Source organism: Geminicoccus roseus DSM 18922 (assembly GCF_000427665.1).
Classification (GTDB): Bacteria; Pseudomonadota; Alphaproteobacteria; order Geminicoccales; family Geminicoccaceae; genus Geminicoccus; species Geminicoccus roseus.
In genome coordinates this window covers 3,134,657-3,160,520 of sequence record NZ_KE386572.1, presented here as the reverse complement: position 1 = coordinate 3,160,520, position 25,864 = coordinate 3,134,657, and the positions used below count along the sequence as shown (strand labels likewise).

Annotated in this window: 25 protein-coding genes and 4 tRNA genes; 5 read left to right on the top strand and 24 right to left on the bottom strand. The window is 66.6% G+C overall.

The annotated features are described in order from the left end of the window. Positions 1-8: 8 nt before the first annotated feature. The 24 genes from rpsC to GEMRO_RS0115745 all read right to left on the bottom strand — a co-directional run bounded on the left by rpsC (position 9) and on the right by GEMRO_RS0115745 (position 21,987). Positions 9-689 (bottom strand): 30S ribosomal protein S3, encoded by a 681-nt coding sequence (gene rpsC, locus GEMRO_RS0115860; protein WP_027134790.1) that lies wholly within the window; start codon positions 687-689, stop codon positions 9-11. Continuing rightward, entirely contained in the window at positions 689-1,072 is a 384-nt protein-coding gene (gene rplV, locus GEMRO_RS0115855) for a 50S ribosomal protein L22 (RefSeq protein ID WP_035485424.1), read from the bottom strand. The genes rpsC and rplV overlap by 1 nt, the downstream gene beginning before the upstream one ends. Before the next feature lies 1 nt (position 1,073). Then, entirely contained in the window at positions 1,074-1,352 is a 279-nt protein-coding gene (gene rpsS / locus GEMRO_RS0115850; protein ID WP_027134788.1) for a 30S ribosomal protein S19, read from the bottom strand. Between the two features lie 3 nt (positions 1,353-1,355). Further along, a complete protein-coding gene (gene rplB / locus GEMRO_RS0115845) occupies positions 1,356-2,198 on the bottom strand; it encodes a 50S ribosomal protein L2 (RefSeq protein WP_027134787.1) in 843 nt (280 codons plus the stop codon). A 4-nt stretch (positions 2,199-2,202) separates the two neighbouring features. Continuing rightward, positions 2,203-2,496, bottom strand: a complete 294-nt coding sequence (locus GEMRO_RS0115840) for a 50S ribosomal protein L23 (RefSeq protein ID WP_027134786.1) — start codon at positions 2,494-2,496, stop codon at positions 2,203-2,205. Further along, the gene (gene rplD, locus GEMRO_RS0115835) at positions 2,493-3,113 is read right to left on the bottom strand and encodes a 50S ribosomal protein L4 (protein WP_027134785.1); all 621 of its coding nucleotides are present in this window, start codon (positions 3,111-3,113) and stop codon (positions 2,493-2,495) included. The genes GEMRO_RS0115840 and rplD overlap by 4 nt, the downstream gene beginning before the upstream one ends. Further along, positions 3,113-3,799 carry a 50S ribosomal protein L3 gene (rplC, locus tag GEMRO_RS0115830; RefSeq protein WP_027134784.1) on the bottom strand — a complete coding sequence of 229 codons (687 nt, stop codon included), beginning with the start codon at positions 3,797-3,799 and terminating at the stop codon, positions 3,113-3,115. The genes rplD and rplC overlap by 1 nt, the downstream gene beginning before the upstream one ends. A gap of 12 nt (positions 3,800-3,811) precedes the next feature. Next, on the bottom strand, positions 3,812-4,120 hold the full coding sequence (rpsJ, locus tag GEMRO_RS0115825; RefSeq protein WP_027134783.1) for a 30S ribosomal protein S10: 309 nt from the start codon (positions 4,118-4,120) through the stop codon (positions 3,812-3,814). A gap of 30 nt (positions 4,121-4,150) precedes the next feature. Beyond that, the gene (tuf, locus tag GEMRO_RS0115820; protein ID WP_027134771.1) at positions 4,151-5,341 is read right to left on the bottom strand and encodes an elongation factor Tu; all 1,191 of its coding nucleotides are present in this window, start codon (positions 5,339-5,341) and stop codon (positions 4,151-4,153) included. Positions 5,342-5,379: 38 nt separating this feature from the next. Continuing rightward, the gene (gene fusA / locus GEMRO_RS0115815; protein WP_027134782.1) at positions 5,380-7,455 is read right to left on the bottom strand and encodes an elongation factor G; all 2,076 of its coding nucleotides are present in this window, start codon (positions 7,453-7,455) and stop codon (positions 5,380-5,382) included. Positions 7,456-7,482: 27 nt separating this feature from the next. Next, complete coding sequence (rpsG, locus tag GEMRO_RS0115810; RefSeq protein ID WP_027134781.1) at positions 7,483-7,950, bottom strand: 30S ribosomal protein S7; 468 nt, start codon at positions 7,948-7,950, stop codon at positions 7,483-7,485. A gap of 23 nt (positions 7,951-7,973) precedes the next feature. After that, complete coding sequence (gene rpsL, locus GEMRO_RS0115805) at positions 7,974-8,345, bottom strand: 30S ribosomal protein S12 (RefSeq protein ID WP_027134780.1); 372 nt, start codon at positions 8,343-8,345, stop codon at positions 7,974-7,976. Between the two features lie 238 nt (positions 8,346-8,583). Then, positions 8,584-12,771 (bottom strand): DNA-directed RNA polymerase subunit beta', encoded by a 4,188-nt coding sequence (gene rpoC, locus GEMRO_RS0115800; RefSeq protein ID WP_027134779.1) that lies wholly within the window; start codon positions 12,769-12,771, stop codon positions 8,584-8,586. A gap of 78 nt (positions 12,772-12,849) precedes the next feature. Then, on the bottom strand, positions 12,850-16,941 hold the full coding sequence (gene rpoB / locus GEMRO_RS0115795; protein WP_027134778.1) for a DNA-directed RNA polymerase subunit beta: 4,092 nt from the start codon (positions 16,939-16,941) through the stop codon (positions 12,850-12,852). A 173-nt stretch (positions 16,942-17,114) separates the two neighbouring features. Further along, positions 17,115-17,495: a 50S ribosomal protein L7/L12 gene (gene rplL / locus GEMRO_RS0115790; protein ID WP_027134777.1), complete on the bottom strand. Its 381-nt coding sequence runs from the start codon at positions 17,493-17,495 to the stop codon at positions 17,115-17,117. 91 nt (positions 17,496-17,586) lie between these two features. After that, positions 17,587-18,096, bottom strand: coding sequence for a 50S ribosomal protein L10 (rplJ, locus tag GEMRO_RS0115785; protein ID WP_027134776.1), 510 nt, complete (start codon positions 18,094-18,096; stop codon positions 17,587-17,589). Positions 18,097-18,302: 206 nt separating this feature from the next. Continuing rightward, entirely contained in the window at positions 18,303-18,995 is a 693-nt protein-coding gene (rplA, locus tag GEMRO_RS0115780; RefSeq protein WP_027134775.1) for a 50S ribosomal protein L1, read from the bottom strand. A 3-nt stretch (positions 18,996-18,998) separates the two neighbouring features. After that, the gene (gene rplK / locus GEMRO_RS0115775) at positions 18,999-19,430 is read right to left on the bottom strand and encodes a 50S ribosomal protein L11 (RefSeq protein WP_027134774.1); all 432 of its coding nucleotides are present in this window, start codon (positions 19,428-19,430) and stop codon (positions 18,999-19,001) included. A gap of 80 nt (positions 19,431-19,510) precedes the next feature. Then, positions 19,511-20,041, bottom strand: coding sequence for a transcription termination/antitermination protein NusG (gene nusG, locus GEMRO_RS0115770; protein WP_027134773.1), 531 nt, complete (start codon positions 20,039-20,041; stop codon positions 19,511-19,513). Continuing rightward, positions 20,041-20,190 (bottom strand): preprotein translocase subunit SecE, encoded by a 150-nt coding sequence (gene secE / locus GEMRO_RS0115765; protein ID WP_407645386.1) that lies wholly within the window; start codon positions 20,188-20,190, stop codon positions 20,041-20,043. Before secE ends, nusG begins: the two co-directional genes overlap by 1 nt. A gap of 82 nt (positions 20,191-20,272) precedes the next feature. Continuing rightward, positions 20,273-20,348, bottom strand: a tRNA-Trp gene (locus GEMRO_RS0115760). Between the two features lie 203 nt (positions 20,349-20,551). Then, a complete protein-coding gene (gene tuf / locus GEMRO_RS0115755; RefSeq protein WP_027134771.1) occupies positions 20,552-21,742 on the bottom strand; it encodes an elongation factor Tu in 1,191 nt (396 codons plus the stop codon). Between the two features lie 53 nt (positions 21,743-21,795). Then, positions 21,796-21,869, bottom strand: a tRNA-Gly gene (locus GEMRO_RS0115750). Between the two features lie 32 nt (positions 21,870-21,901). Further along, positions 21,902-21,987, bottom strand: a tRNA-Tyr gene (locus tag GEMRO_RS0115745). Between the two features lie 92 nt (positions 21,988-22,079). On the opposite strand from GEMRO_RS0115745, the gene rlmB reads away from it, so the two are divergent. The 5 genes from rlmB (at position 22,080) to GEMRO_RS0115715 (ending at position 25,851) form a co-directional block, all read left to right on the top strand. Continuing rightward, positions 22,080-22,820, top strand: a complete 741-nt coding sequence (gene rlmB, locus GEMRO_RS29970) for a 23S rRNA (guanosine(2251)-2'-O)-methyltransferase RlmB (RefSeq protein ID WP_035485419.1) — start codon at positions 22,080-22,082, stop codon at positions 22,818-22,820. A gap of 21 nt (positions 22,821-22,841) precedes the next feature. Next, positions 22,842-22,917, top strand: a tRNA-Thr gene (locus GEMRO_RS0115735). Between the two features lie 294 nt (positions 22,918-23,211). After that, positions 23,212-24,417: a M23 family metallopeptidase gene (locus GEMRO_RS35325; protein ID WP_051329121.1), complete on the top strand. Its 1,206-nt coding sequence runs from the start codon at positions 23,212-23,214 to the stop codon at positions 24,415-24,417. Then, positions 24,398-24,877: a bactofilin family protein gene (locus GEMRO_RS29960; RefSeq protein WP_051329120.1), complete on the top strand. Its 480-nt coding sequence runs from the start codon at positions 24,398-24,400 to the stop codon at positions 24,875-24,877. The genes GEMRO_RS35325 and GEMRO_RS29960 overlap by 20 nt, the downstream gene beginning before the upstream one ends. Before the next feature lie 17 nt (positions 24,878-24,894). Further along, entirely contained in the window at positions 24,895-25,851 is a 957-nt protein-coding gene (locus GEMRO_RS0115715) for a YeeE/YedE thiosulfate transporter family protein (protein WP_027134770.1), read from the top strand. The last annotated feature ends 13 nt before the right edge of the window (positions 25,852-25,864 follow it).

The following is a 25,864-nucleotide window of genomic DNA, read 5'->3' as shown; positions in this document are numbered from 1 at the left end:
GTTCAATATCAACCCCGTGCCGGCGCGGCTTCGGTCATGCGCCGATCGTACGCGGAGGGGTCGTGCTCCATGATCTCGCCACGGAACACCCACACCTTGATCCCGTTCGTACCGTACGGCGTATGCGCGGTGGCCTTGGCGAAATCGATGCTGGCGCGCAGCGTGTGCAGCGGCACCCGGCCCTCGCGATACCATTCCGACCGGGCGATCTCGGCGCCGCCCAGGCGGCCCGAGCAATGCACCCGGATGCCCAGCGCGCCCAGGCGCATCGCCGCCTGCACCGCACGCTTCATCGCGCGGCGGAAGGTGACGCGGCGCACCAGCTGCTGCGCGATGCTCTCGGCGATCAGCTTGGCGTCCAGCTCCGGCTTGCGGACCTCGACGATGTTGAGGTGCACGTCGGCCGAGCAGCGCTGGGCGACTTCCCGCCGCAGCACCTCGATCGCCTCGCCCTTCTTGCCGATCACCACGCCCGGACGGGCGGTGTAGATCATCACCCGGGCCTTCTTGGCCGGGCGCTCGATCACCACGCGCGAGACGCCGGCGTTCGAGAGGCGCTTCTCCAGGAACTCGCGGATCTGGAGATCTTCCTTCAGCATCTTCGCGTAGTTGTTTTCCGCGAACCAGCGCGAATCCCAGGTACGATTGATGCCGACCCGCAGCCCGACGGGATTTACCTTGTGACCCATCAGGCCCTTCCCTCGCTCTGCTCACGGACGACGATGCGCAGGCGGCTGTAGAACTTTTCCACCCGGGCGGCACGGCCGCGCGCACGCGGATGCAGGCGCTTCATCACGAAGCGCTTGCCCACGTAAGCCTCGGCGACCACCAACCGGTCAACGTCCAGGTTGTGATTGTTCTCGGCATTCGCAATAGCCGACTTCAAGGTTTTCTGCACCTCGAGGGCGACCCGCTTGCGCGAGAACTCCAGGGCGGTGACCGCCCGACCGGCCGACATGCCGCGGATCAGCTCGGCCACCAGGCCCAGCTTCTGCGGGCTGGAGCGAACCAGCGTGTCTTCGGCGAACGCCTCGTTGGCGGTCACCTTACGCTCTGACTTGGGCTTGCTCATCTCAGCCCCTCTTCGCCTTCTTGTCGGCACCGTGACCCGTGAAGGTCCGGGTCGGCGCGAACTCGCCGAACTTGTGACCGACCATGTTGTCCGTCACGTAGACCGGCAGATGCTTCTTGCCGTTGTGGACGGCGAAGGTCAGGCCGATGAACTCGGGCATGATGGTCGAGCGACGCGACCAGATCTTGATGATCTCGTTGCGGCCCGAACGCCGTGCGGCATCGGCTTTCTTGAACAGATAGCCGTCGACGAACGGACCCTTCCAGACTGAACGGGCCACGCCTTAACCTCCACGCTTCTTGGCAACGTGCCGCGACCGCACGATCATGTTGGTGGTACGCTTGTTGCGGCGGGTCCGGTAACCCTTGGTGGGCTGGCCCCACGGGCTGACCGGATGACGGCCACCCGAGGTGCGGCCCTCACCACCGCCGAGCGGATGATCGACCGGGTTCATCGCGACACCACGCACGGTCGGGCGGACGCCCTTCCAGCGCTTGCGGCCGGCCTTGCCCAGATTCTCGTTCTGGTGGTCGGGATTGGACACGGCACCGATGGTGGCCATGCAATCCTGCCGGATGCGGCGGATCTCGCCGGAGTTCAGGCGGATCTGGCAGTAGTCGCCGTCGCGGCCGATCAGCTGGGCGAACGCGCCCGCCGAACGGGCGACCTGGCCGCCCTTGCCAGCCTTCAGCTCCAGGTTGTGCACGATGGTGCCGACCGGGATCGCCTTCAGCGGGGCGGCATTGCCCGGCTTCACGTCGACCCGCTCGCCCGCGACCACCTTGTCGCCGACCTTGAGCCGCTGCGGCGCCAGGATGTAGGCCTGCTCGCCGTCGTCATAGCGCACCAGCGCGATGAACGCGGTCCGGTTCGGATCGTACTCCATCCGCTCGATCGTGCCGACCACGTCCCACTTGCGACGCTTGAAGTCGATCAGCCGGTAGGAGCGCTTGTGGCCACCACCCACGTGGCGGGTGGTGATCCGGCCGTAATGGTTGCGGCCGCCGGACTTGGAGAGACCCTCGGTCAGCGTCTTGACCGGGCTGCCCTTCCAGAGCTCCGACTTGTCGACCAGCACCAGCTCGCGCTGCGAAGGCGTGGTCGGGTTGTAGTTCTTCAGCGCCATCGCCTCAGATCCCCGTCGTCACGTCGATGGTCTGGCCCGCCTCGAGCGTCACGATCGCCTTCTTGACGTCCGAACGCTGATAGGCCTTGCCCTTGAAGCGCTTGGTCTTGCCCTTGGTCACCATGGTGTTGACCGCGGTGACCTTGACGTTGAACAGCGCCTCGACGGCCTGCTTGATCTCGGGCTTCGCGGCATCGCCGCGCACCTTGAAGGTGACCTGGTTCAGCTCGGAGATCCGGGTCGACTTCTCGGTCACCACCGGGGCGAGGATGATATCGTACATCCGCTCCTGGTTCATGCCAGGCGCTCCTGAAGTTCCTGAGCCGCGGCCTTGCTGATCACCAGCTGGTCGCTGCGCAGGATGTCATAGACGTTCGCGCCGACCGACGGGAGCACGTCCACGTGGGTCAGGTTGCGCGAGGCCAGCGCGAAGTTGAGCTGCAGCTCGGCGGGGCCGACGAACAGCACCTTGTCCAGGCCGAGCTTGCCCAGGCGAGCGATCAGCTCCTTGGTGCGCGGCTGGTCCAGCTCCAGCTTGTCGACGACGACGAGCTTGCCGTTCTTGGCCTTGTCCGAAAGAGCCATCCGCAGACCCAGCGCGCGGACCTTCTTGGGAAGGTCGATCGCGTGGTCGCGCGGCGTCGGGCCGTGGGCCCGGCCACCGGTGCGGAAGATCGGCGCGCGCTTGTTGCCGTGGCGGGCGCGGCCGGTGCCCTTCTGCTTGTAGATCTTGGCGGTGGAGCCGGCGACTTCGCCGCGGCTCTTCACCTTGTGGGTGCCCGCACGGCGCTTGGCCAGCTGCCAGAGCACCACGCGCTGCAGGATGTCGGCGCGCGGCTCCAGGCCGAACACCGAATCGATCAGGTCGATGGTGCCGGCATCCTCGGCATCCAGCGTCTTGACGGCGATCTGCATCACTCGGCTCCCGCAGCGAGAACACCGGCCGGATACGGCGCATCCTTCGGCAAGGCCTTCTTCACCGCATCGCGAACCCGGACCCAGGACCCTTCGGAACCCGGGACGGCGCCCTTGACCAGTAACAGGCCGCGCTCCTCGTCCACGCCGAACACTTCCAGGTTCAGCACGGTGCGCTGCTTGGCGCCCATGTGGCCGGCCATCTTCTTGCCCGGGAACGTGCGGCCCGGATCCTGGCGGTTACCGGTCGAGCCGTGCGAGCGGTGCGAAACCGACACGCCGTGCGACGCCCGCAGGCCGCCGAAATTGTGGCGCTTCATGACGCCCGCGAAACCGCGGCCGATCGAGATGCCGGTGACGTCGACGAACTGGCCCTCGACGAAGTGCTCCACCGTCAGGCGCGCACCCACGTCCAGCACCGCATCGTCGGCGACCCGGAACTCCGCGACATAGGCCTTCGGCTCGACCTTCGCCTTGGCGAAGTGGCCGCGCATCGGCTTGGTCACATTCTTGGCACTTTTCGGACCTACACCGAGCTGGACGGCGGTGTAGCCGTCCTTGTCGCCGGTGCGGACCGCGACAACCTCGCAGTCCTCGACCTTGAGAACGGTGACCGGCACGTGACTTCCGTCGATGCCGAACAACCGCGTCATACCCATTTTCTGGGCCAACAGCCCCGTACGCATTTCTTCAGGCCCTCAGAGCTTGATCTCGACGTCCACACCCGACGCCAGGTCGAGCTTCATCAGCGCGTCCACGGTCTGCGGAGTGGGGTCGACGATGTCGAGAAGGCGCTTGTGCGTCCGGATTTCGAACTGCTCACGGCTCTTCTTATCGACGTGCGGCGAGCGGAGCACCGTGAACTTCTCGATACGATTGGGCAGAGGGATCGGGCCGCGCACGCGCGCCCCGGTCCGCTTCGCCGTGCCGACGATTTCCCTCACCGACTGATCGAGCACGCGGTGATCGAAAGCCTTGAGCCGAATTCTGATATTCTGCGCGTCCATGGTCGGACGATCCCCGCGTATTCGTCAGGATTACTGAATGACTTCGGCGACGACGCCGGCGCCGACGGTGCGGCCGCCCTCGCGGATCGCGAAGCGCAGGCCCTGCTCCATGGCGATGGGCGCGATCAGCGTCACCACCATCGTCACGTTGTCGCCCGGCATCACCATCTCGGTGCCCGCCGGCAGTTCCACCGACCCGGTCACGTCCGTGGTCCGGAAGTAGAACTGCGGGCGGTAGTTGCCGAAGAACGGCGTGTGCCGGCCGCCCTCTTCCTTGGTCAGCACATAGGTCTCGGCGGTGAACTTGGTGTGCGGCGTGATCGAGCCCGGCTTGCACAGCACCTGGCCGCGCTCCACGTCGTCCCGCTTGGTGCCGCGCAGCAGCACGCCGACATTGTCGCCAGCCTCGCCACGGTCCAGCAGCTTGCGGAACATCTCCACGCCGGTGCAGGTCGTCTTGGTCGTCGGCTTGATGCCCACGATCTCGACTTCCTCGCCGACCTTCACCACCCCGCGCTCCACGCGCCCGGTCACCACCGTGCCGCGGCCCGAGATCGAGAACACGTCCTCGATCGGCATCAGGAACGGCTTGTCCACCGCCCGCTCCGGCTGCGGAATGTACTCGTCCACCGCCTTCATCAGCGCCAGGATCTGCTCGCGGCCGATCGCGTCGTCCTTGCCTTCCAGCGCCGCCAGCGCCGAACCCTTGATGATCGGGATGTCGTCGCCCGGGAAGTTGTACTTCGACAAAAGCTCACGCACCTCGAGCTCCACCAGCTCGAGCAGCTCCGGGTCGTCGACCATGTCGACCTTGTTCAGGAACACCACCAGCGCCGGAACGCCCACCTGGCGCGCCAACAGGATGTGCTCGCGCGTCTGCGGCATCGGGCCGTCCGCCGCCGACACCACCAGGATCGCGCCGTCCATCTGCGCCGCACCGGTGATCATGTTCTTCACGTAGTCGGCATGCCCAGGGCAGTCGACGTGCGCGTAGTGCCGCTTCTCCGTCTCGTACTCCACATGCGCCGTGTTGATCGTGATCCCGCGCGCCTTCTCCTCCGGCGCCTTGTCGATCTGGTCGTACGCCGTGAACGACGCACCGCCAGCCTCCGCCAGGATCTTCGTGATCGCAGCCGTCAGCGTGGTCTTGCCGTGATCCACGTGACCAACCGTACCAATGTTCGCGTGCGGCTTCGTCCGCTTGAACGTCTCTTTGGCCATCGTCTGTGCCCCTCGTCAGTCCTCTAACCTGAGACGTCTCAGGCGTACTTGGCGCGGATTTCGTCAGCGACCATCTGCGGCACCTGCGCGTAATGGTCGAAGTGCATCGTGAACTGCGCCCGGCCCTGCGAGAGGGAGCGCAGCGAGTTCACGTAACCGAACATGGAGGCCAAAGGCACCATCGCCTTGATGACCTGCGCGTTGCCGCGCGGCTCCATGCCGGTGATCTGACCACGGCGGCTGTTCAGGTCGCCGATGATGTCACCCATATACTCGTCGGGCGTCACCGCCTCGACGCGCATGATCGGCTCGAGCAGCTGCGGACCGGCCTTGGCGGCGCCTTCCTTGAAGGCCGCCCGGGACGCGATCTCGAAGGCCAGCGCCGACGAGTCGACCTCGTGGTAGGCGCCGTCGACCAGCTCCACCTTGACGTCGGTCATCGGGAAGCCGGCGATCACGCCGTTGCTCATGCAGCTCTCGAGGCCCTTCTGGACGCCCGGGAGATATTCCTTCGGCACCGCGCCGCCGACGATCTTGCTCTCGAACTCGAAGCCCTTGCCCTTCTCGTTCGGCGTGATCACCAGCTTCACCCGCGCGAACTGACCGGTACCACCGGTCTGCTTCTTGTGGGTGTAGTCCACGTTGGCGGGCTTGGTCAGGGTCTCGCGATAGGCCACCTGCGGGGCGCCCACGTTGGCCTCGACCTTGAACTCGCGGCGCATGCGGTCGACCAGGATCTCCAGGTGGAGCTCGCCCATGCCCTTGATCAGGGTCTGGCCGGATTCCTGGTCGGTCGACACGCGGAAGGACGGATCCTCCTGCGCCAGCTTGTTCAGCGCCAGGCCCATCTTCTCCTGGTCGGCCTTCGACTTCGGCTCGACGGCGACCTCGATCACCGGCTCCGGGAACTCCATCCGCTCCAGGATGATCGCCTTGTCCGGATCCGACAGGGTGTCGCCCGTCGTGGTGCCCTTCAGGCCGACCAGCGCCACGATGTCGCCGGTGCGGGCCTCCTTGAGCTCCTCACGGCTGTTGGCGTGCATCAGCAGGATGCGGCCGATGCGCTCGCGCGCATTCTTCACCGTGTTCTGGAGGTAGGATCCGCTTTCCAGCCGACCGGAGTAGATGCGCACGAAGGTCAGCGTGCCGACGAACGGGTCGGTCATGATCTTGAACGCCAGGGCCGCGAACGGCGCCTCGTCGTCGATCCGGCGGCTGCTCTCGGTCTCGGTCTTCGGATCGATGCCGACGATCTCCGGCACGTCGAGCGGCGACGGCAGGAAGTCGACCACCGCGTCCAGGAGCGTCTGCACGCCCTTGTTCTTGAAGGCCGAACCGCACAGCACCGGGACGAACTGGAAGCCCGTGGCGCCCTTGCGCAGGCAGCGCAGCAGGGTCGCCTCGTCCGGCTCCTCGCCACTGAAATAGGCCTCGAGCGCCGCGTCGTCGTTCTCGACCGCCGCCTCGACCAGCATCTGGCGATACTCCGCGGCCTTCTCCTTCATGGAGGCCGGGATCTCTTCCAGCGCGTACTCGGCGCCCATGGTCTCGTCGCGCCACACGACCGCCTTCATGCGGACCAGGTCGACGTTGCCGATATACTCGGACTCGGACCCGATCGGCAGGTTCAGGACGACCGGCTTGGCGCCGAGACGCTCCCGGATCTCGTTGACGCAGCGATAGAAGTCGGCGCCGATCCGGTCCATCTTGTTGACGAAGCAGATCCGCGGCACGCGGTACTTGTCGGCCTGCCGCCAGACGGTCTCGGACTGCGGCTCGACACCGGCGACCGAGTCGAACACCGCGACCGCACCGTCGAGCACGCGCAGGCTGCGCTCCACCTCGATGGTGAAGTCGACGTGGCCGGGCGTGTCGATGATGTTGATGCGATGATCCCGCCAATAGCAGGTGGTCGCCGCCGAGGTGATGGTGATGCCGCGCTCTTGCTCCTGCTCCATCCAGTCCATCGTCGCCGTGCCTTCGTGCACTTCGCCGATCTTGTAGGACTTTCCAGTGTAGAAGAGCACGCGCTCGGTGGTCGTCGTCTTACCGGCATCGATGTGAGCCATGATGCCGATATTACGATATCGATCGAGCGGAATGGTGCGAGCCATGATCCTATCCGAACCGTTCCGGGCCGATTACCAGCGGTAGTGCGAGAAGGCGCGATTGGCTTCCGCCATGCGGAGCGTGTCCTCGCGCTTCTTCACGGCCGCCCCGCGGTTCTGGGCGGCGTCGAGCAGCTCCGCCGCGAGACGATCGGTCATCGTCTTCTCGGAACGCTTCTGGGCGGTGCCGATGATCCAGCGGATCGCCAGCGCCTGCCGGCGGACGTCGCGGACCTCGACCGGCACCTGGTAGGTGGCGCCGCCGACGCGCCGCGAGCGCACCTCGAGAGCCGGGGCCACGTTGGCGAGCGCCTCGTGGAACATCTCGATCGGGTCACCACCACCGCGAGCCTGGAGCTTGTCCAGCGCGGCATAGACCGACGCCTCGGCGACGGACTTCTTGCCGTCCAGCATCACGGAGTTGATGAACTTGGCCAGGATCACATCCCCGAACTTCGGATCGGGGAGGACCTCACGGCGCTCTGCAGCACGACGACGCATTTCTCAGAAACCCTTTCGGCCGATCACTTGGGACGCTTGACGCCGTACTTCGAACGGCCCTGCTTGCGGTTCTTGACGCCCTGGGCGTCGAGGACGCCGCGGAGCGTGTGGTAGCGCACGCCAGGCAAGTCCTTCACGCGGCCGCCGCGGATCAGCACGACCGAATGTTCCTGGAGGTTGTGCCCCTCACCCGGGATGTAGCTCGTCACCTCGAAGCCGTTGGTGAGGCGCACGCGGCAGACCTTACGAAGAGCGGAGTTCGGCTTCTTCGGCGTGGTCGTGTAGACACGGGTGCAGACGCCGCGCTTCTGGGGGCAGCCCTCGAGGGCAGGCACCTTGTTGCGCTTCGGCTTGCTCGTCCGGCCCGTGCGGACCAACTGGTTGATCGTCGGCATCTCGTCTTTGTCTCGCCCTGTCCGAAGTGCGCGTTCCACGAAGCAAGTTCGGCCGCCCGACATATGCCGAGCCGCCTCAGGGAACCAGCAGGAATGCACCCGAACAACCGACCCTGCGTCTGGCCAGTCATGGCCACCACCAGGCTCGAGAATGAAAAGGTGCGCGGCTTCTATCCGCCAGCTGCCCTGCCGTCAAGTCCCTGCGCCCGCCAGGAGGCTCCCGGCGGGCGCAGGCCACTCATGCGGCGCCGATCTCGCCCATGGCGAAACCGCGTTCGCTGTCCAGTTCACGCGGCGGCGCGAAGCGGCTGTCCGAGGACAGCTCCTTGCGCAGGCGCGGCAGGACGCCACCGGTACCGGCCGGGATCAGCCGGCCGACGATGACATTTTCCTTCAGGCCGTTCAGCCCGTCGGTCTTGCCGGCGAACGCAGCCTCGGTGAGCACGCGGGTGGTCTCCTGGAAGGAGGCCGCGGACACGAAGGACTGCGTCTGCAGGCTGGCCTTGGTGATGCCCTGAAGCACCGCACGGTAGACGGCCGGGCGCTTGTCCTCGGCCAGCATCCGCGCGTTGACCTGGTCGAACTCGATCTTGTCGACCTGTTCGCCCACCAGGAAGGTCGTGTCGCCCGGATCGGCGATCTCGACCTTCTGCAGCATCTGCCGGACGATCACCTCGACATGCTTGTCGTTGATCTTCACGCCCTGCAGTTTGTAGACGTCCTGGATCTCCGCGACCAGGAACTGGGCCAGCGCCTCCACGCCCAGGACCCGCAGGATGTCGTGCGGCACCGGGTTGCCGTCGACGATCGGGTCGCCCGGCTTGGTGATGTCGCCTTCCTGCACGCTGACCTGACGCCCCTTCGGGATCAGGTACTCCACCGCTTCCTGGTCGGGATCGACCGGGACGAGGCGCAGGCGCCGCTTGTTCTTGTAGTCCTTGCCGAACTCCACGCGCCCTTCCAGCTCGGCGATGATCGCCGGGTCCTTGGGACGCCGCGCCTCGAACAGCTCCGCCACCCGCGGCAGACCGCCGGTGATGTCGCGGGTCTTGGACGCTTCCTTCGGCAGACGTGCCAGCACGTCGCCCGGGTGCACCATGTCGCCGAGCTCGACCGACAGGATGCCGCCGAGCGGCATGATGTAGCGCGCTTCGTTGCCCGACGGCAGCGTGATCGGCTTGCCGGCCTCATCCTCCAGGATGATCGACGGACGCAGGTTGGCGGAGCGGGCGGACTGCCGGTAGTCGACGATCTCCTTGCTCGACTTGCCGGTCGTCTCGTCGATGACGTCGCGGTAGGTGATGCCCTCGATCATGTCGTAGAACGTCACCTTGCCGGCGGCTTCCGACACCACCGGGACGGTGTGCGGATCCCACTCGGCCAAGCGCTGCTCCTTCTCGACCTTGGCGTCGGGCTCCACCAGCAGGCGGGTGCCGTTGGCCAGGCGATGGCGGACCCGCTCGCGGCCGACCTCGTCATAGATGACCAGCTCGGAGTTGCGGCCCAGCACGACCTGGCGGCCCTTGGTGTCGCGCACCAAGCGCGGGTTGGTGATCTTCACCGAGCCTGCCACCGCCGATTCGATGGCGCTCTGCTCCGCTTGGCCCTGCGCCGCACCACCGATGTGGAAGGTGCGCATGGTCAGCTGGGTGCCGGGCTCGCCGATCGACTGCGCCGCGATGACGCCCACCGCCTCGCCGATGTTGACCGTCGTGCCCCGGGCCAGGTCGCGGCCGTAGCACTTGCCGCAGACGCCGCCGAAGCTGTCGCAGGTAAGCACCGAGCGCACCCGCACCGCCGACACGCCGCTGGCGTCGACGATCCGGACTTCCGGCTCCTCGAACAACGTGTTGCGCGCGATCAACTTCTCGCCGGTCTTGGGGTCGATCACGTCCTCGGCCGCGGTACGGCCAAGGATGCGCTCGCCCAGGTCGTCGGCGACCTGGCCGGCATTGATCGAGGCGCTGAGGGTGATGAACCGCTCGGTGCCGCAATCCTCCTCGACGATGATGCAGTCCTGCGCCACGTCGACTAGGCGCCGGGTCAGGTAACCCGAGTTCGCCGTCTTCAAGGCGGTGTCGGCCAGGCCCTTGCGGGCGCCGTGCGTGGAGTTGAAGTACTCCAGCACCGAGAGGCCTTCCTTGAAGTTCGAGATGATCGGGTTCTCGATGATTTCGCCCGACGGCTTGGCCATCAGGCCGCGCATGCCGGCAAGCTGCTTGATCTGCGCCGCCGAGCCACGAGCACCCGAATCCGCCATCATGAAGATCGAGTTCGGCTGCTTGTACTTGCCGTTCTCGTCCGGGATGGAGTGGACCGCCCGGATCGCCTTCATCATCTCGTCGGACACCTTGTCCGAGCACTGCTGCCAGGCGTCGACGACCTTGTTGTACTTCTCACCCTTGGTGATCAGGCCGTCGGCATACTGCTGCTCGTACTGCTTCACCAGCTCCTGGGTCTGGGTGATCAGCCGGTGCTTGCTGTCCGGGATGACCATGTCGTCCTTGCCGAACGAGATGCCGGCGCGGGCGGCGTTGGTGAAGCCCAGCCCCATCATCCGGTCGGCGAAGATCACGGTCTCCTTCTGTCCGCAATGACGATAGACCTCGTCGATGACCTGGCTGACCTCCTTCTTGGTCAGGGTCCGGTTGAACAGACGCTCGAAGCTGACCTTGGGGTTCTGCGGCAGGACATCGTAGAGCAGCATGCGGCCGGGCGTGGTGTCGACCACCTTCGATTCGATCGTCCCATCGGGCTGCGCAACCTCGATGCGCGCCTTGATCTTGGCGTGCATGCTGACGGCGCGAGCCGACAGGGCGTGCTGGATCTCGGCGAGGTTGGAGAAGGCCATGCCTTCGCCCTTCTCGTTCGGGATCTCCAGCGAGAGGTAGTACAGGCCCAGAACGATGTCCTGGGTCGGCACGATGATCGGCTTGCCGTTGGCCGGGCTCAGGATGTTGTTGGTCGACATCATGAGCACGCGGGCTTCCAGCTGGGCTTCCAGCGACAGCGGCACGTGCACCGCCATCTGGTCGCCGTCGAAGTCCGCGTTGAAGGCGGTGCAGACCAGCGGGTGCAGCTGGATGGCCTTGCCCTCGATCAGCACCGGCTCGAACGCCTGGATGCCCAGGCGGTGCAGCGTCGGCGCCCGGTTCAGCATCACCGGGTGCTCGCGGATCACCTGCTCCAGGATGTCCCAGACCTCGGGCCGCTCCTTCTCGACCATCCTCTTGGCGGCCTTGATCGTCTGCGCCATGCCGAACAGCTCGAGCTTGGCGTAGACGAACGGCTTGAACAGCTCGAGCGCCATCTTCTTCGGCAGGCCGCACTGGTGGAGCTTGAGCTCCGGGCCCACCACGATCACCGAGCGGCCGGAATAGTCGACGCGCTTGCCCAGCAGGTTCTGGCGGAAGCGGCCCTGCTTGCCCTTGAGCATGTCGGACAACGACTTCAGCGGACGCTTGTTGGCGCCGGTGATGACGCGGCCGCGGCGACCGTTGTCGAACAGGGCGTCGACCGCCTCCTGCAGCATGCGCTTCTCGTTGCGCACGATGATGTCGGGCGCGCGCAGCTCGATCAGGCGCTTGAGGCGGTTGTTGCGGTTGATGACGCGGCGGTAGAGGTCGTTCAGGTCAGAGGTCGCGAACCGGCCGCCGTCGAGCGGCACGAGCGGACGCAGTTCCGGCGGGATCACCGGGACCACCTCCATCACCATCCACTCGGGCTTGTTGCCCGATTCCAGGAAGACCTCGACCATCTTCAGGCGCTTGACCAGCTTCTTGCGCTTGGCCTCGGAGCTGGTCTCCGCCAGATCGGCGCGCAGCTTGTCGCGCTCCTCGGGCAGGTCGATGCGCTTGAGCATGTCGCGCACGGCCTCGGCGCCGATGCCGACCGTGAAGCTGTCCTCGCCGAACTCGTCGCGATGGCGCAGGACCTGGTCCTCGGTCAGCAGCTCATGCAGCTTCAGCGGGGTCAGGCCCGGCTCCACCACCACGAACTGCTCGAAATACAGCACGCGCTCCAGCTCGCGCAGGGTCATGTCGAGCAGGATGCCGATCCGGGAGGGCACCGACTTCAGGAACCAGATGTGCGCGACCGGGGCCGCCAGCTCGATATGGCCCATCCGCTCGCGGCGGACCTTCGACTGGATGACCTCGACGCCGCACTTCTCGCAGACGATGCCCTTGTACTTCATGCGCTTGTACTTGCCGCACAAGCACTCGTAGTCCTTGATCGGGCCGAAGATCTTGGCGCAGAAAAGACCATCCCGCTCCGGCTTGAAGGTCCGGTAGTTGATGGTTTCCGGCTTGCGCACTTCGCCGTAGGACCATTCCCGAATCTGGTCGGGGCTGGCGATGGAGATCCGAATCTCGTCGAACTTCTGGCCGGCCGCCGGCTGACCAAAGAGGTACATGAGATCGTTCATCTGGACCGTCTCTCGCTCATCCGCATCAGGAAAGAAAACCGGGACGGATGAGCCATGTCATCCGCCCGGAACCGAAGCTCAATCGTCGTTGGTGGACTGCAGCTGGACGTTCAGCGCCAGCGCCTGCAGTTCCTTGACGAGCACGTTGAAGCTCTCCGGGATACCGGCTTCAAACGTGTCCTCGCCCCGCACGATGGCCTCGTAGATTTTCGTACGACCGGAGACGTCGTCCGACTTGACCGTCAGCATCTCCTGCAGGGTGTAGGAGGCGCCGTAGGCCTGCAGGGCCCAGCACTCCATCTCGCCGAAGCGCTGACCGCCGAACTGGGCCTTCCCGCCCAGCGGCTGCTGGGTGACCAGCGAGTACGGGCCGACCGAACGCGCGTGGATCTTGTCGTCCACCAGGTGGCCGAGCTTCAGCATGTAGATGTAGCCCACCGTCACTTGGCGATCGAACGGCTCGCCCGTCCGACCGTCATAGAGCTGCGACTGGCCCGAGGAATGACACCCGGCGTCCTCCAGCATCTGCACGATGTCGGCCTCGTGCGCCCCGTCGAACACCGGCGTGGCGATCGGCACACCCTCGCGCAGGTTCTCGCCCAGCTCCTGCAGCTCCTGGTCGGAATACTGCTCGAGCTCTTCCCGGGTCGCCTTGCCGTAGACCTTGCTCAGCCGCTCCACCAGCCGCTCGCGGCCCTGCTCCTCGTTGTAGCGGTCGACCATCTGGCCGATCTGCTTGCCGAGGTTCGCGCAGGCCCAGCCCAGATGGGTCTCCAGGATCTGCCCGACATTCATGCGCGACGGCACGCCCAGCGGGTTCAGCACCAGGTCGACCGGCGTGCCGTCCTCCAGGTGCGGCATGTCCTCGACCGGAGCGATCTTGGAGATGACGCCCTTGTTGCCGTGGCGGCCGGCCATCTTGTCGCCCGGCTGCAGCTTGCGCTTCACCGCAACGAACACCTTGACCATCTTGAGCACGCCCGGAGGCATCTCGTCGCCGCGCTGCAGCTTCTCGACCTTGCTCTCGAACCGGTCGACCAGCGTCTTCACGCCGTCGTCGAGCTGGCGCTTGAGCGCCTGGATCTCGGCCATGTGCGCGGCATCGTCGACGCCGAAGTCCCACCACTGCCGCTTGGGCCGGTCGAGGGCGGCGGCATCGATCGGACGACCGGTGGGCGCACCCTTGGGCGCCGCCGTGGCGACCTGCCCTTCCAGCAGCTCGCGCAGCCGGCTGTAGACGTTGCGCTCCAGGATCGCGCGCTCGTCGTCGCGGTCCTTGGCCAGACGCTCGATCTCGGAGCGCTCGATCGCGATCGCGCGCTCGTCCTTCTCCACGCCCCGGCGGTTGAACACCCGGACCTCGACCACGGTACCCTGCACACCCGGCGGCACCTTCAGGGAGGTGTCGCGGACGTCATGGGCCTTCTCGCCGAAGATCGCGCGCAGCAGCTTCTCTTCGGGGGTCATCGGGGTCTCGCCCTTCGGCGTGACCTTGCCCACCAGGATGTCCGCGGCCTTCACCTCGGCGCCGATATAGACGATGCCCGCCTCGTCGAGGTTGCGCAGGGCCTCCTCGCTGACGTTCGGGATGTCGCGGGTGATCGCTTCCGGCCCGAGCTTGGTGTCGCGCGCCATCACCTCGAATTCCTCGATATGGATCGAGGTGAAGATGTCGTCGCGCACGATCCGCTCGGAGATCAGGATCGAGTCTTCGAAGTTGTAGCCGTTCCAGGGCATGAACGCGACCAGCGCGTTGAAGCCCAGCGCCAGCTCGCCCAGCTGGGTCGACGGACCGTCGGCCACGATGTCGTTCGCGCGCACCGTGTCGCCCACCTTCACCAGCGGACGCTGGTTGATGCAGGTGTTCTGGTTGGAGCGCTGGAACTTCTTCAGCCGGTAGATGTCGACCACGCCCTCGCCGCGGGCGTTCTCGTCGGTCACCCGGATGACGATGCGCGAGCCGTCGACCTGGTCGACCACGCCGCCGCGCTTGGCGACGATCGCAGCACCCGAATCACGGGCCGCGATCTCTTCCATGCCGGTGCCGACATAGGGAGCCGCGGCGCGGACCAGCGGCACCGCCTGGCGCTGCATGTTCGAGCCCATCAGCGCGCGGTTGGCGTCGTCGTTCTCCAGGAACGGGATCAGCGCCGCGGCCACCGAAACGAGCTGCTTGGGCGAGACATCGATCATCTCGACGTTCTCGGGCTTCGCCAGCACGAACTCGCCGTTCTGCCGGCAGGCGATGAACTCGCCGTCCAGCCGGCCCTCGTCGTTCAGCTTGGAGTTCGCCTGCGCGATCGTATAGCGCCCCTCCTCCATGGCGGAGAGATAGAGCACGTCGCCGACGATGCGGCCGTCCTCGACCCGGCGGTACGGGCTCTCGATGAAGCCGTACTTGTTGATCCGGGCATAGGTGGCCAGGCTGTTGATCAGGCCGATGTTCGGACCTTCCGGCGTCTCGATCGGGCAGATCCGGCCGTAATGGGTCGGATGCACGTCGCGCACCTCGAACCCGGCCCGCTCGCGGGTAAGACCGCCCGGCCCAAGCGCCGAGAGACGCCGCTTGTGGGTGATCTCCGACAGCGGGTTGGTCTGGTCCATGAACTGCGAGAGCTGCGACGAGCCGAAGAACTCGCGCACCGCGGCCGCCACCGGCTTCGCGTTGATCAGGTCGTGCGGCATCGCCGCGTCGATCTCGACCGACGACATCCGCTCACGCACTGCGCGCTCCATGCGGAGCAGACCGATGCGGAACTGGTTCTCCATCAGCTCGCCGACCGAGCGCACCCGGCGGTTGCCCAGATGGTCGATGTCGTCGATCTCGCCGCGACCGTCCTTGATCTCAATCAGCATCTTGACCACGGCCAGGATGTCTTCCTGGCGGAGCACGCGCAGCGTGTCCTCGGTCTCCATGCCGAGACGCATGTTCATCTTCACGCGGCCAACCGCGGAAAGATCATAGCGCTCGTTGTCGAAGAACAGGCCGTTGAACAGCGCTTCGGCGGTCTCCAGCGTCGGCGGCTCGCCCGGGCGCAGGACCCGGTAGATCTCGAGCAGCGCGTCGTCGCGGTTCTGCGAGCGGTCCAGCGCCAGCGTGTTGCGCAGGTACGGGCCAACCGTCATGTGGTCGATGTCGAGGATCGGCAGCTCCTCGATGCCGCCCGAAAGCAGCTTCTCGATGGCGAGCGCCGTCAGTTCCTCGCCGGCCTCCACGAAGACCAGGCCGTTGCTCTCGTCGATCACGTCGCGGGCGACGAACTTGCCGACCAGGTCCTCGGCCGAGACGAACACCTCGGTCAGGCCCTGCTCGCCCAGCTTGCGGATCAGGCGCGGGGTCAGCTTGGTGCCAGCTTCCGCGACGGTCTCGCCGGTGCTGGCGTCCACCAGGTCGGTGGTCAGCTTCTGGCCGGTCATCCGCTGACCGTTGAACGCGGTCCGCCAGCCCTTGCCCGACCGGTAGTAGGGCAGCTCGTTGTAGAAATGCGAAAGGATCTGCTCCTGGTCCAGGCCCAGCGCCAGCAGCAGCGCCGTCACCGGCAGCTTGCGGCGCCGGTCGATGCGGACGTGCAGGAGGTCCTTGCTGTCGAACTCGAAGTCTAGCCAGGAGCCGCGGTACGGGATCACCCGCGCCGAGTAGAGGTACTTGCCCGAGCTGTGGGTCTTGCCGCGGTCATGATCGAAGAAGACGCCCGGGCTGCGGTGCATCTGCGAGACGATCACGCGCTCGGTGCCGTTGACGACGAAGGTGCCGTTTTCGGTCATGAGCGGCATGTCGCCCATGTAGACGTCCTGCTCCTTGATGTCGCGGACGGAACGGGAGCCGGTCTCCTCGTCCACGTCCCACACGATCAGGCGCAGGGTGACACGCAGCGGCGCGGCATAGGTGATGCCGCGCTGATGGCATTCGTCGACGTCGTACTTCGGCTCTTCCAGCTCGTACTTGACGAAGTCCAATGCCGCACGATCGGCGAAGTCCTTGATCGGGAACACCGACCGGAACACTTCCTCGAGTCCGTGCAGGACCCGGTCCGCCTGGCGAACGTCGCGCTGAAGAAACGCCTCGTAGGACTGACGCTGAACCTCGATGAGGTTCGGCATCACGGCGATTTCAGGAATGCGACCGAAGCTCTTGCGGATCCGTCTGCGAGCAGTGAACGTCTGGGGCATGACGGGCCTTCGCTGATCGAAGCTGGAACAGGCCGGGGGGCGGGCGGCCTCCCAGCATATAGGAACTCAACCGGAAATTGCCACTCGCGTGGCGATGCCGGCAGCGCCGAAAGCCGCCGGTGCGCACACCGACGGCTCCGGAGCCGAAAAAGAAGTCGCGTCGCGACTGGAGATTACTTGATCTCCACGGTGGCGCCGGCGGCCTCGAGCTGAGCCTTGATCTTGGCAGCGTCTTCCTTGGAGACGGCTTCCTTGACCGCCTTCGGGGCAGCCTCGACCAGGTCCTTGGCCTCCTTGAGGCCCAGATTGGTGATCGCACGGACCTCTTTGATCACGTTGATCTTCTGGGCGCCAGCGCTGGCCAGGATCACGTCGAACTCGGTCTGCTCCTCGGCCGGGGCAGCGGCAGCGGCAGCACCGCCACCCGCGGCGACGGCGGCGACCGGCGCAGCGGCCGAGACGCCCCACTTCTCCTCGAGGAGCTTCGCCAGCTCGGCAGCCTCGATAACGGTCAGGCTCGACAGGTCTTCGACGATCTGATGCAGGTTCGCCATAACGACATCCACTCCACTACACTCACGCGTGGCCATCCGAGGCCACAATGTTCATTGCAGGTCCGCCAGGACCTTGGATCGCTTCGAGCGGTCAGCCCTGATCGCTCTTTGCCCGAAGCAGACGGGCGAGCTGGCCGCCCGGCGCCTGCAACACACCGACGAGACGGGACGCCGGGGTATTGATGATCGCGATGAGCTTCGCCCGGAGGTCGTCCAGGGACGGCAGCTCGGCCAGCGCCTTGACCTGATCGGCCGAAAGAATCGATCCGGACAGGCCGCCGCCTACGATCTGAAGCTTCTCGTTCTTCTTGGCGTACTCGACCGCCACCTTGGCAGCCGTCACCGGATCACGCGAATACGCGATCGCGGTGGGACCCTTGAAGAGCGGGACCAGGCCCGAGAAGCCGGTTTCCGCAAGGGCGCGGACCGTCAGCCGGTTCTTGGTCACCTTGAAGGACGCACCCTGCTGCCGCATCTGCGACCGCAGCTGGGTGACTTCCGGCACGGTCAGGCCACGATACTGCGTGACCACGACCACACCGGTCTCATTGAATACAGCGTTCAGGTCTGAAATGACCTGCGCTTTCTCAGCTCGAAGCACCAGAGCCTCCGATGCACTTGGTCTGGACGACCCCTCAGGTCATCAAGACCGGGCCCGTTGTCTCAAAGGCGTGACGCAATCGCACGCCAAACGGCACCGTCATTCCGACGACGGCGCTGACGAGCCAGACAGTGCGTCTTGCAAGACGCGGCAACATAAGCCGCCGTCGCCAGATTGCAAGAGGCCATGTCGGCCCGGCAGGACCGTTATTCGAGGATTCCGCCGACCTCGAGCTTCACGCCCGGCCCCTGCGTGGAGCTCAGATGCGCGCGCTTGAGGTAGGTCCCCTTCGCTCCGCTCGGCCGCGCCTTGCTGACCGCATCCACGATCGCCCGGACATTGTCGACCAGCTGCTCGACGGCAAAGCTGGCCTTGCCCACGCCCGCGTGGATGATGCCGGCCTTCTCGACCCGGAACTGCACCTGGCCGCCCTTGGCGTCCTTGACCGCCTGGGTCACGTTGGGCGTGACCGTGCCGAGCTTGGGGTTCGGCATCAGGCCACGGGGACCGAGCACCCGGCCCAGCCGGCCGACGATGCCCATCATGTCCGGGGTCGCGATGCAGCGGTCGAAGTCGATCTGGCCGCCCTGGATCGCCTCGGCGAGGTCGTCGGCACCGACGATGTCGGCGCCGGCGGCCGTGGCCTCCTCGGCCTTGTCGCCCTTGGCGAACACCGCGACGCGCAGCGTCTTGCCGGTGCCGTGCGGCAGGTTGACCGTGCCGCGGACCATCTGGTCGGCATGGCGCGGATCAACGCCGAGGTTCATCGAGATCTCGACGGTCTCGTCGAACTTCGCCGTCGCGTTGCTCTTCACCAGGTCGACCGCCTCGTTGAGGCCGTACAGCTTGGTGGCGTCGACGCTGCCGGCAGCCTTCTTGAGGCGCTTGCCCTTCGCCATGTCTTACTCCGCCACCGCTAGGCCCATGGACCGCGCGGAGCCGACGATCATCTTGGTCGCGGCGTCGAGGTCGTGGGCGTTGAGGTCCTTCATCTTCTTCTCGGCGATCTCGCGGCACTGGGCCACGGTCACCGAACCGGCCGTCGAACCACGGCCCGGCGTCTTGCTCGCCGAGGTGATGTTCGCCGCCCGCTTCAGGAAGAAGGACACAGGGGGAGTCTTGATGATGAACGTGAAGGTGCGATCGCCGTACGCGGTGATGATCACCGGGAGCGGGGTGCCGACCTCGACATTCTGCGTCTCTGCATTGAACTTCTTGCAGAAGTCCATGATGTTCAGGCCGCGCTGACCCAGAGCCGGGCCGATCGGCGGGCTCGGGTTCGCTTTGCCTGCGGGTACCTGCAGCTTGATGTACCCGGTGATTTTCTTCGCCAACCTTTCACTCCTGTCTCAGAAGCTTAGCGGTACCGACGCCCAGGCTCACCAGCCCCGGGCTCCCGCACGTCCGACGCAGGTCAGACCTTCTCGACCTGCCCGAACTCCAGATCGACCGGGGTAGCCCGGCCGAAGATCGAAACGGAGACCTTGAGACGCTGCTTCGTCTCGTCGACCTCCTCGACCGTTCCGTTGAACGAGGCGAACGGTCCGTCCGCCACGCGAATCTGCTCGCCGATCTCGAACGACACCGTGGACTTGGGGTGCTCGGTGCCTTCCTGGATCTGCTGGTGGATCCGCAGGGCCTCGGCTTCCGGGATCGCCTGCGGCTTGCCGCCGCCGCCCAGGAAGCCGGTCACCTTCGGGATGTTGCGCACCAGCGACCAGGTCTCGTCGTTGAGGTCCATCTTCACGAGCACGTAGCCCGGGAAGAACTTGCGCTCCGACGGGACCTTCTTGCCGCGCTTGACCTCGATCACCTCTTCCATCGGGACGAGGATCTCTTCAAAGGCCTCGCTCAGCCCCTTCTGGCCACCCTGCTCCAGGATCGCCTCACGGACCTTCTTCTCGAAGCCCGAGTAGACGTGGATGATGTACCATTTCTTCGACATCAGACCCCCAGGCCGAGGATCAGACGGATCGCGTACGAGATGATCTGATCGACGAGGAAGAAGAAGATCGCGGCGGCAGCCGACATCGCAAGCACGCTCGCGGTCGTATAGAGGGTCTCCTTGCGCGACGGCCAGGTGACCCTGGACATCTCCTGGCGCACTTCCCGCAGGAATTGCGCGGGCGATACTCTCACCATCCGTCGTCGGATCCCGTTCGATTCTCAAAGGTGCTGGCAGGAGCGGAGGGGCTCGAACCCCCAACCCCCGGTTTTGGAGACCGGTGCTCTACCAATTGAGCTACGCTCCTGCATCACCTCTCGCCGCATCCCGGCCACGCGAAGGCGGCAGGATCGCAGCGAAGGGTACGCCCGCCGTTCCCAGCCTGCGTGGGGGTGGCTTCTAGCGGCAACCCGCACGCACCGCAAGCGGCGGAACGCACATCATCACGACTTCGTCGATTTTCCGTCGCTGCCGGGGCCGCGCGCGGCCCCGGAGCCCTTTGCCGAGAGCTTACTGAATGACTTCGGCGACGACGCCGGCGCCGACGGTGCGGCCGCCCTCGCGGATCGCGAAGCGCAGGCCCTGCTCCATGGCGATGGGCGCGATCAGCGTCACCACCATCGTCACGTTGTCGCCCGGCATCACCATCTCGGTGCCCGCCGGCAGTTCCACCGACCCGGTCACGTCCGTGGTCCGGAAGTAGAACTGCGGGCGGTAGTTGCCGAAGAACGGCGTGTGCCGGCCGCCCTCTTCCTTGGTCAGCACATAGGTCTCGGCGGTGAACTTGGTGTGCGGCGTGATCGAGCCCGGCTTGCACAGCACCTGGCCGCGCTCCACGTCGTCCCGCTTGGTGCCGCGCAGCAGCACGCCGACATTGTCGCCAGCCTCGCCACGGTCCAGCAGCTTGCGGAACATCTCCACGCCGGTGCAGGTCGTCTTGGTCGTCGGCTTGATGCCCACGATCTCGACTTCCTCGCCGACCTTCACCACCCCGCGCTCCACGCGCCCGGTCACCACCGTGCCGCGGCCCGAGATCGAGAACACGTCCTCGATCGGCATCAGGAACGGCTTGTCCACCGCCCGCTCCGGCTGCGGAATGTACTCGTCCACCGCCTTCATCAGCGCCAGGATCTGCTCGCGGCCGATCGCGTCGTCCTTGCCTTCCAGCGCCGCCAGCGCCGAACCCTTGATGATCGGGATGTCGTCGCCCGGGAAGTTGTACTTCGACAAAAGCTCACGCACCTCGAGCTCCACCAGCTCGAGCAGCTCCGGGTCGTCGACCATGTCGACCTTGTTCAGGAACACCACCAGCGCCGGAACGCCCACCTGGCGCGCCAACAGGATGTGCTCGCGCGTCTGCGGCATCGGGCCGTCCGCCGCCGACACCACCAGGATCGCGCCGTCCATCTGCGCCGCACCGGTGATCATGTTCTTCACGTAGTCGGCATGCCCAGGGCAGTCGACGTGCGCGTAGTGCCGCTTCTCCGTCTCGTACTCCACATGCGCCGTGTTGATCGTGATCCCGCGCGCCTTCTCCTCCGGCGCCTTGTCGATCTGGTCGTACGCCGTGAACGACGCACCGCCAGCCTCCGCCAGGATCTTCGTGATCGCAGCCGTCAGCGTGGTCTTGCCGTGATCCACGTGACCAACCGTACCAATGTTCGCGTGCGGCTTCGTCCGCTTGAACGTCTCTTTGGCCATGGCGGGAACAGTCCGGAGCTTTTTTTGGGGTTCGGTGTCGACAGGCTCCTGCGTGGAGCGGGCGACGGGGATCGAACCCGCACAACCAGCTTGGAAGGCTGGGGCTCTACCATTGAGCTACGCCCGCGGCACGAAGGCGCTTCTCTCTGCCAGGCAGGGTGGTGGAGGGGGTTGGATTTGAACCAACGTAGGCTTACGCCGGCAGATTTACAGTCTGCTGCCATTGACCACTCGGCCACCCCTCCGGTAGCCCTGCCGTTCAGCGAGAGCGGCCGGGTGGTAGACTTCCAGGCGACGCCTTGTCAATCGACTGCACCAAGAAAATCACGAGAATCCGTTGAAAAGACGTCCTACGGCGAAAAGCCCGACCATTCTGCTGTTTGGCCGGCACGCCGTTCTTGCCGCCCTGGCCAACCCGAACCGGCGCGTGCGCCGCCTGCATGTCAGCGACGGGACCGCCAGGACCCTCACCCTGCCCCCGGCGCATGCCGGCCTGGAGATGCGCCGGACCGACGATAGGTGCTTCGAGCTCCTGCTCGGGCGCGGCGCCGTCCATCAGGGTCTGGTCGCCGAGGTCGAGATGCTGGAGCCGGTCGATCCCGCGGGCTTCCTGGACCGGCATCCCCAGGCACGCCGGATCGTGGCGGTCGATCAGGTCACCGACCCGCGCAATCTGGGAGCGATCCTGCGCTCCGCCGCGGCGTTCGGGGTCGACATGGTCGTGCTGCCGGAGCGGCACGCGGCGCCGCTGGACGGCGTCTGTGCCCGGGCCGCCGCCGGCGGGCTGGACATCGTGCCGGTCGCCGAGGTCGTGAACCTCGCCCGCTGCCTGGTCGACCTGAAGGAGCGCGGCTTCACCGTGGTCGGCCTGGACGGCGAGGCCAAGACCAGCCTGGCTTCGGACCCGCCCCCGGAGCCGTGGGTCCTGGTGCTCGGCAGCGAGGGCGAAGGCATGCGCCGCCTGGTGCGCGAACGCTGCGACCGGCTGGCGGCGTTGCCGATCGATGCGCGGATCGAGAGCCTGAACGTCTCGGTCGCCGCCGGAATCGCGTTGTGGACGCTTACCCAGGGCGGCTAGGGCTGCTAGAAAGTCGCGCGGGCCGGCGTAGCTCAGTTGGTAGAGCATCCGCCTTGTAAGCGGGAGGTCACGGGTTCGAATCCTGTCGCCGGCACCATCCCCTCCCCCGCGCACCGGATCACCCGCCGAGTGGCCTGGACCGGGGGCCGGCAGGCCCGCTGGACTCCTTGGGCGCCGCCGCTGCTGGCGGCGGAACCTCCAGGGTTGAAGTCGATTTTTTTCTCACCCATGTTCGCGGCGTTCGTCTCGTCTGCGGGCGACTTTGGTCTGGCCCCGGCGGGCGGGGCGCATGTCATGGCGCCTCGGCGAGTGGCCGATGTGATGGAGCGGCGCGATGCGTCCAGAGGATACGCACGCGGCCGACGGCAGGCCTTCGAGAAGTAGCGGCAGGTTGCGGCCGCTGTCGGTCGGCCTGCTGGTGGGCGCGACCCTGGCCCTGACCGGGGCGAGCTGGTGGGGCATCCAGCTCCGGTCGGAACTGGCGGCCCGGGACGCCATCATCGACCGCCTGGCCGACGAGAACCGCGACCTCCGCCACGACCAGCAGCGCACCCGGCAACTCGAGGTGGCGTTCGCCGAGCTGAACCAGACCAGCCTCGCCCAGCGCACGACCATCCAGCGCCTGATGGACCTCCACGGCAGCGCCACCGCCGAGCTCACCACCGTGCGCGGGCAGCTGGCCGGTGCCGACCGCCGCCGGCTCGAGGCCATGGTGGTGATGGACCGTCTGGTGGCCGACCAGGCAGCCCAAGCCCCGGTCGCCGCCGCGGTTCTCGCCGGTCCCGCCAAGGTGACCAAGCTCACCGCGGCGCTCGACCGGGCCCTGGCCGACCGGGCGAGCGCGGAGATGGAATCCACGGCGCTCTCCGCCAAGGCCGCTTCCCTGGAAGCGAAGCTGGACGACCTGAGCAAGGAGCTGGAGGCCACCAAGGAGAGCTTCCAGGCCTGGGCCGCCCATCACTACGGCGCGCTGAAGGGCGTGCTGAAGACCTCCGGGGTCCGGGTCGATCCTCTGGTCAAGCTGGCGAGCGCCGAGATGGAAGGCGAAGGCGGCCCGTTCGTGCCGCTCGCGCCGGGCGACGAGCATGCCGGCCGCAGCACGCTGGTGCCGCTCCCGCATGAACTGGACGCCAGCTTCCGCGCGGTCGACACCATGCGCCGGCTCCTGGTCGCCCTGCCGCTCGGCATCCCGGCGCCGGACGCAGAGACCCGCAGCGGCTTCGGCATCCGCCGCGATCCGTTCACCGGCCGCCGGGCCATGCATACGGGTCTGGACTTCACCCCGGGCAGTTCCGGTCAGGCTTTCGCCACCGCGCCCGGCATCGTGGTGAGCGCCGGCCGCCGCGGCGCGTATGGCAACCTGGTTGAGATCGACCATGGTTTCGGCCTCACGACACGCTATGCCCATCTGGCCTCGATCGATGTAAAGGTCGGCCAGCAGGTGGCGCAGGGCACGGAGGTGGGCCAAATCGGCACCACCGGCCGCAGCACCGGCCGGCACCTGCATTACGAGATCCGGGTCGACGGAAAGGCCGTCGATCCAGCCGACTTTCTGGAGGCGCGCGTGCGCTTGGCCCATGTTCTTTCGCAGGAATAAGAAGGCAAAGGAGGCTCAGGCCCGGGAGGCCGCGGCAACCGGCACTGCCCTGGTCCCGACCGCCTCGCGTTCCGGCCTGCCCGCCCTGACCGGCGACCGCCGGGGCGCGCCGACCATTCTCGGCCCGGACCTGATGATCACCGGCGACGTCACCGCCGACGGCCACCTGCTTATCGACGGGCGGATCCAGGGCGGCGTCGAGGCACGCATGGTGACGCTCGGCCGGGACGGCGAGATCAACGGCCGGATCGAGGCCGACGAGGTCATCCTGCACGGGCTGGTGCGCGGCTCGGTGCATGCGCGACGCGTCCACCTGATCCGCGGCTGCCGGGTGTTCGCCGACATCCACCACGATGTCCTGCAGATCGACGAGGGCGCCTATCTGGAAGGCGCCATCCGCCGGCTGGCCGGATCCGAGGCGGTGACCGACCCGTTCGCATCCCACGAGCACCAGAACTGAGCAACGACCTTCCTGTGATGCTGGCCGTCCTGGCCCTAGGCCTGGCGTTCGGGGCCATCGCTGCCCACCGCCATTTCTGCACGATGGGGGCGCTCTCGGACTATTTCCTGTTCCAGAGCACCCGCCGCCTGCGCGGCCTGGTGGCGGCCACGGCCACGGCGATGGCCGGCACCTCGTTCCTGGCGCTGGCGGGCCTGCCGGTGTTCGGCGACGGAACGGTGACCCTGCCCTGGCTGGCAGCGGTCCTGGGGCCGCTCGCCTTCGGCGCCGGCATGACCCTTTCCGGCGGCTGCATCACCCGCAACCTGGTCCGCGCCGGCCAGGGCAGCCTGAAGGCCGGCCTGACCCTGGTGGTGACCAGCCTGGCCACCCTCGTCACCACCGCCGGTATCCTGGCCGGGCCAGCGGCCTGGCTGCGGAGCTGGTCGAGCACGGTGGCGCTGCCGCCGGACCTGCTGGCGCCGGCCGGCCTGCTGATCGCCGCCGCTGCCGCTGCCTGGATCCTGGTCCCAGCCAAGCAGCGCATCCGGGCCAGGACCGACATCGTGACCGGTGCTGCCCTGGGTGCGCTGGTGCCGCTCTGGCACGTCCTGGTCCAGACCCGGCCCTGGCCGGTCATGCCCTCCTTCGTGCTGCCGAACGCCGACCTGCTGGCCGCCTTGGCCGCAGGCGAAAGCGGCTGGGCCGGCGCGCTGTTTGCCGCCGGCACGATCGGCGGCGCCGCCCTGATGGGCCTGGTCCGACGCAGCCACCGCTTCGAGGGCTTCGTCGACGGCGCCGACCTGAAGCGGCATGTCCTGGGCGCCCTCCTGATGGGCGCAGGCGGTGGCCTCATCGGCATCTGCAGCTTCGGAATGGCGGTGAGCGGATTCGCTGCGTTGCTACCGGTCGCGATTGTCGGCACTCTCGCCATGGCGGCCGGCTGTCGGCAGACACTGCGCGTCCTGGAGGGACGCGGCTTGTTCAGCCGATAGACCGATACCCCAC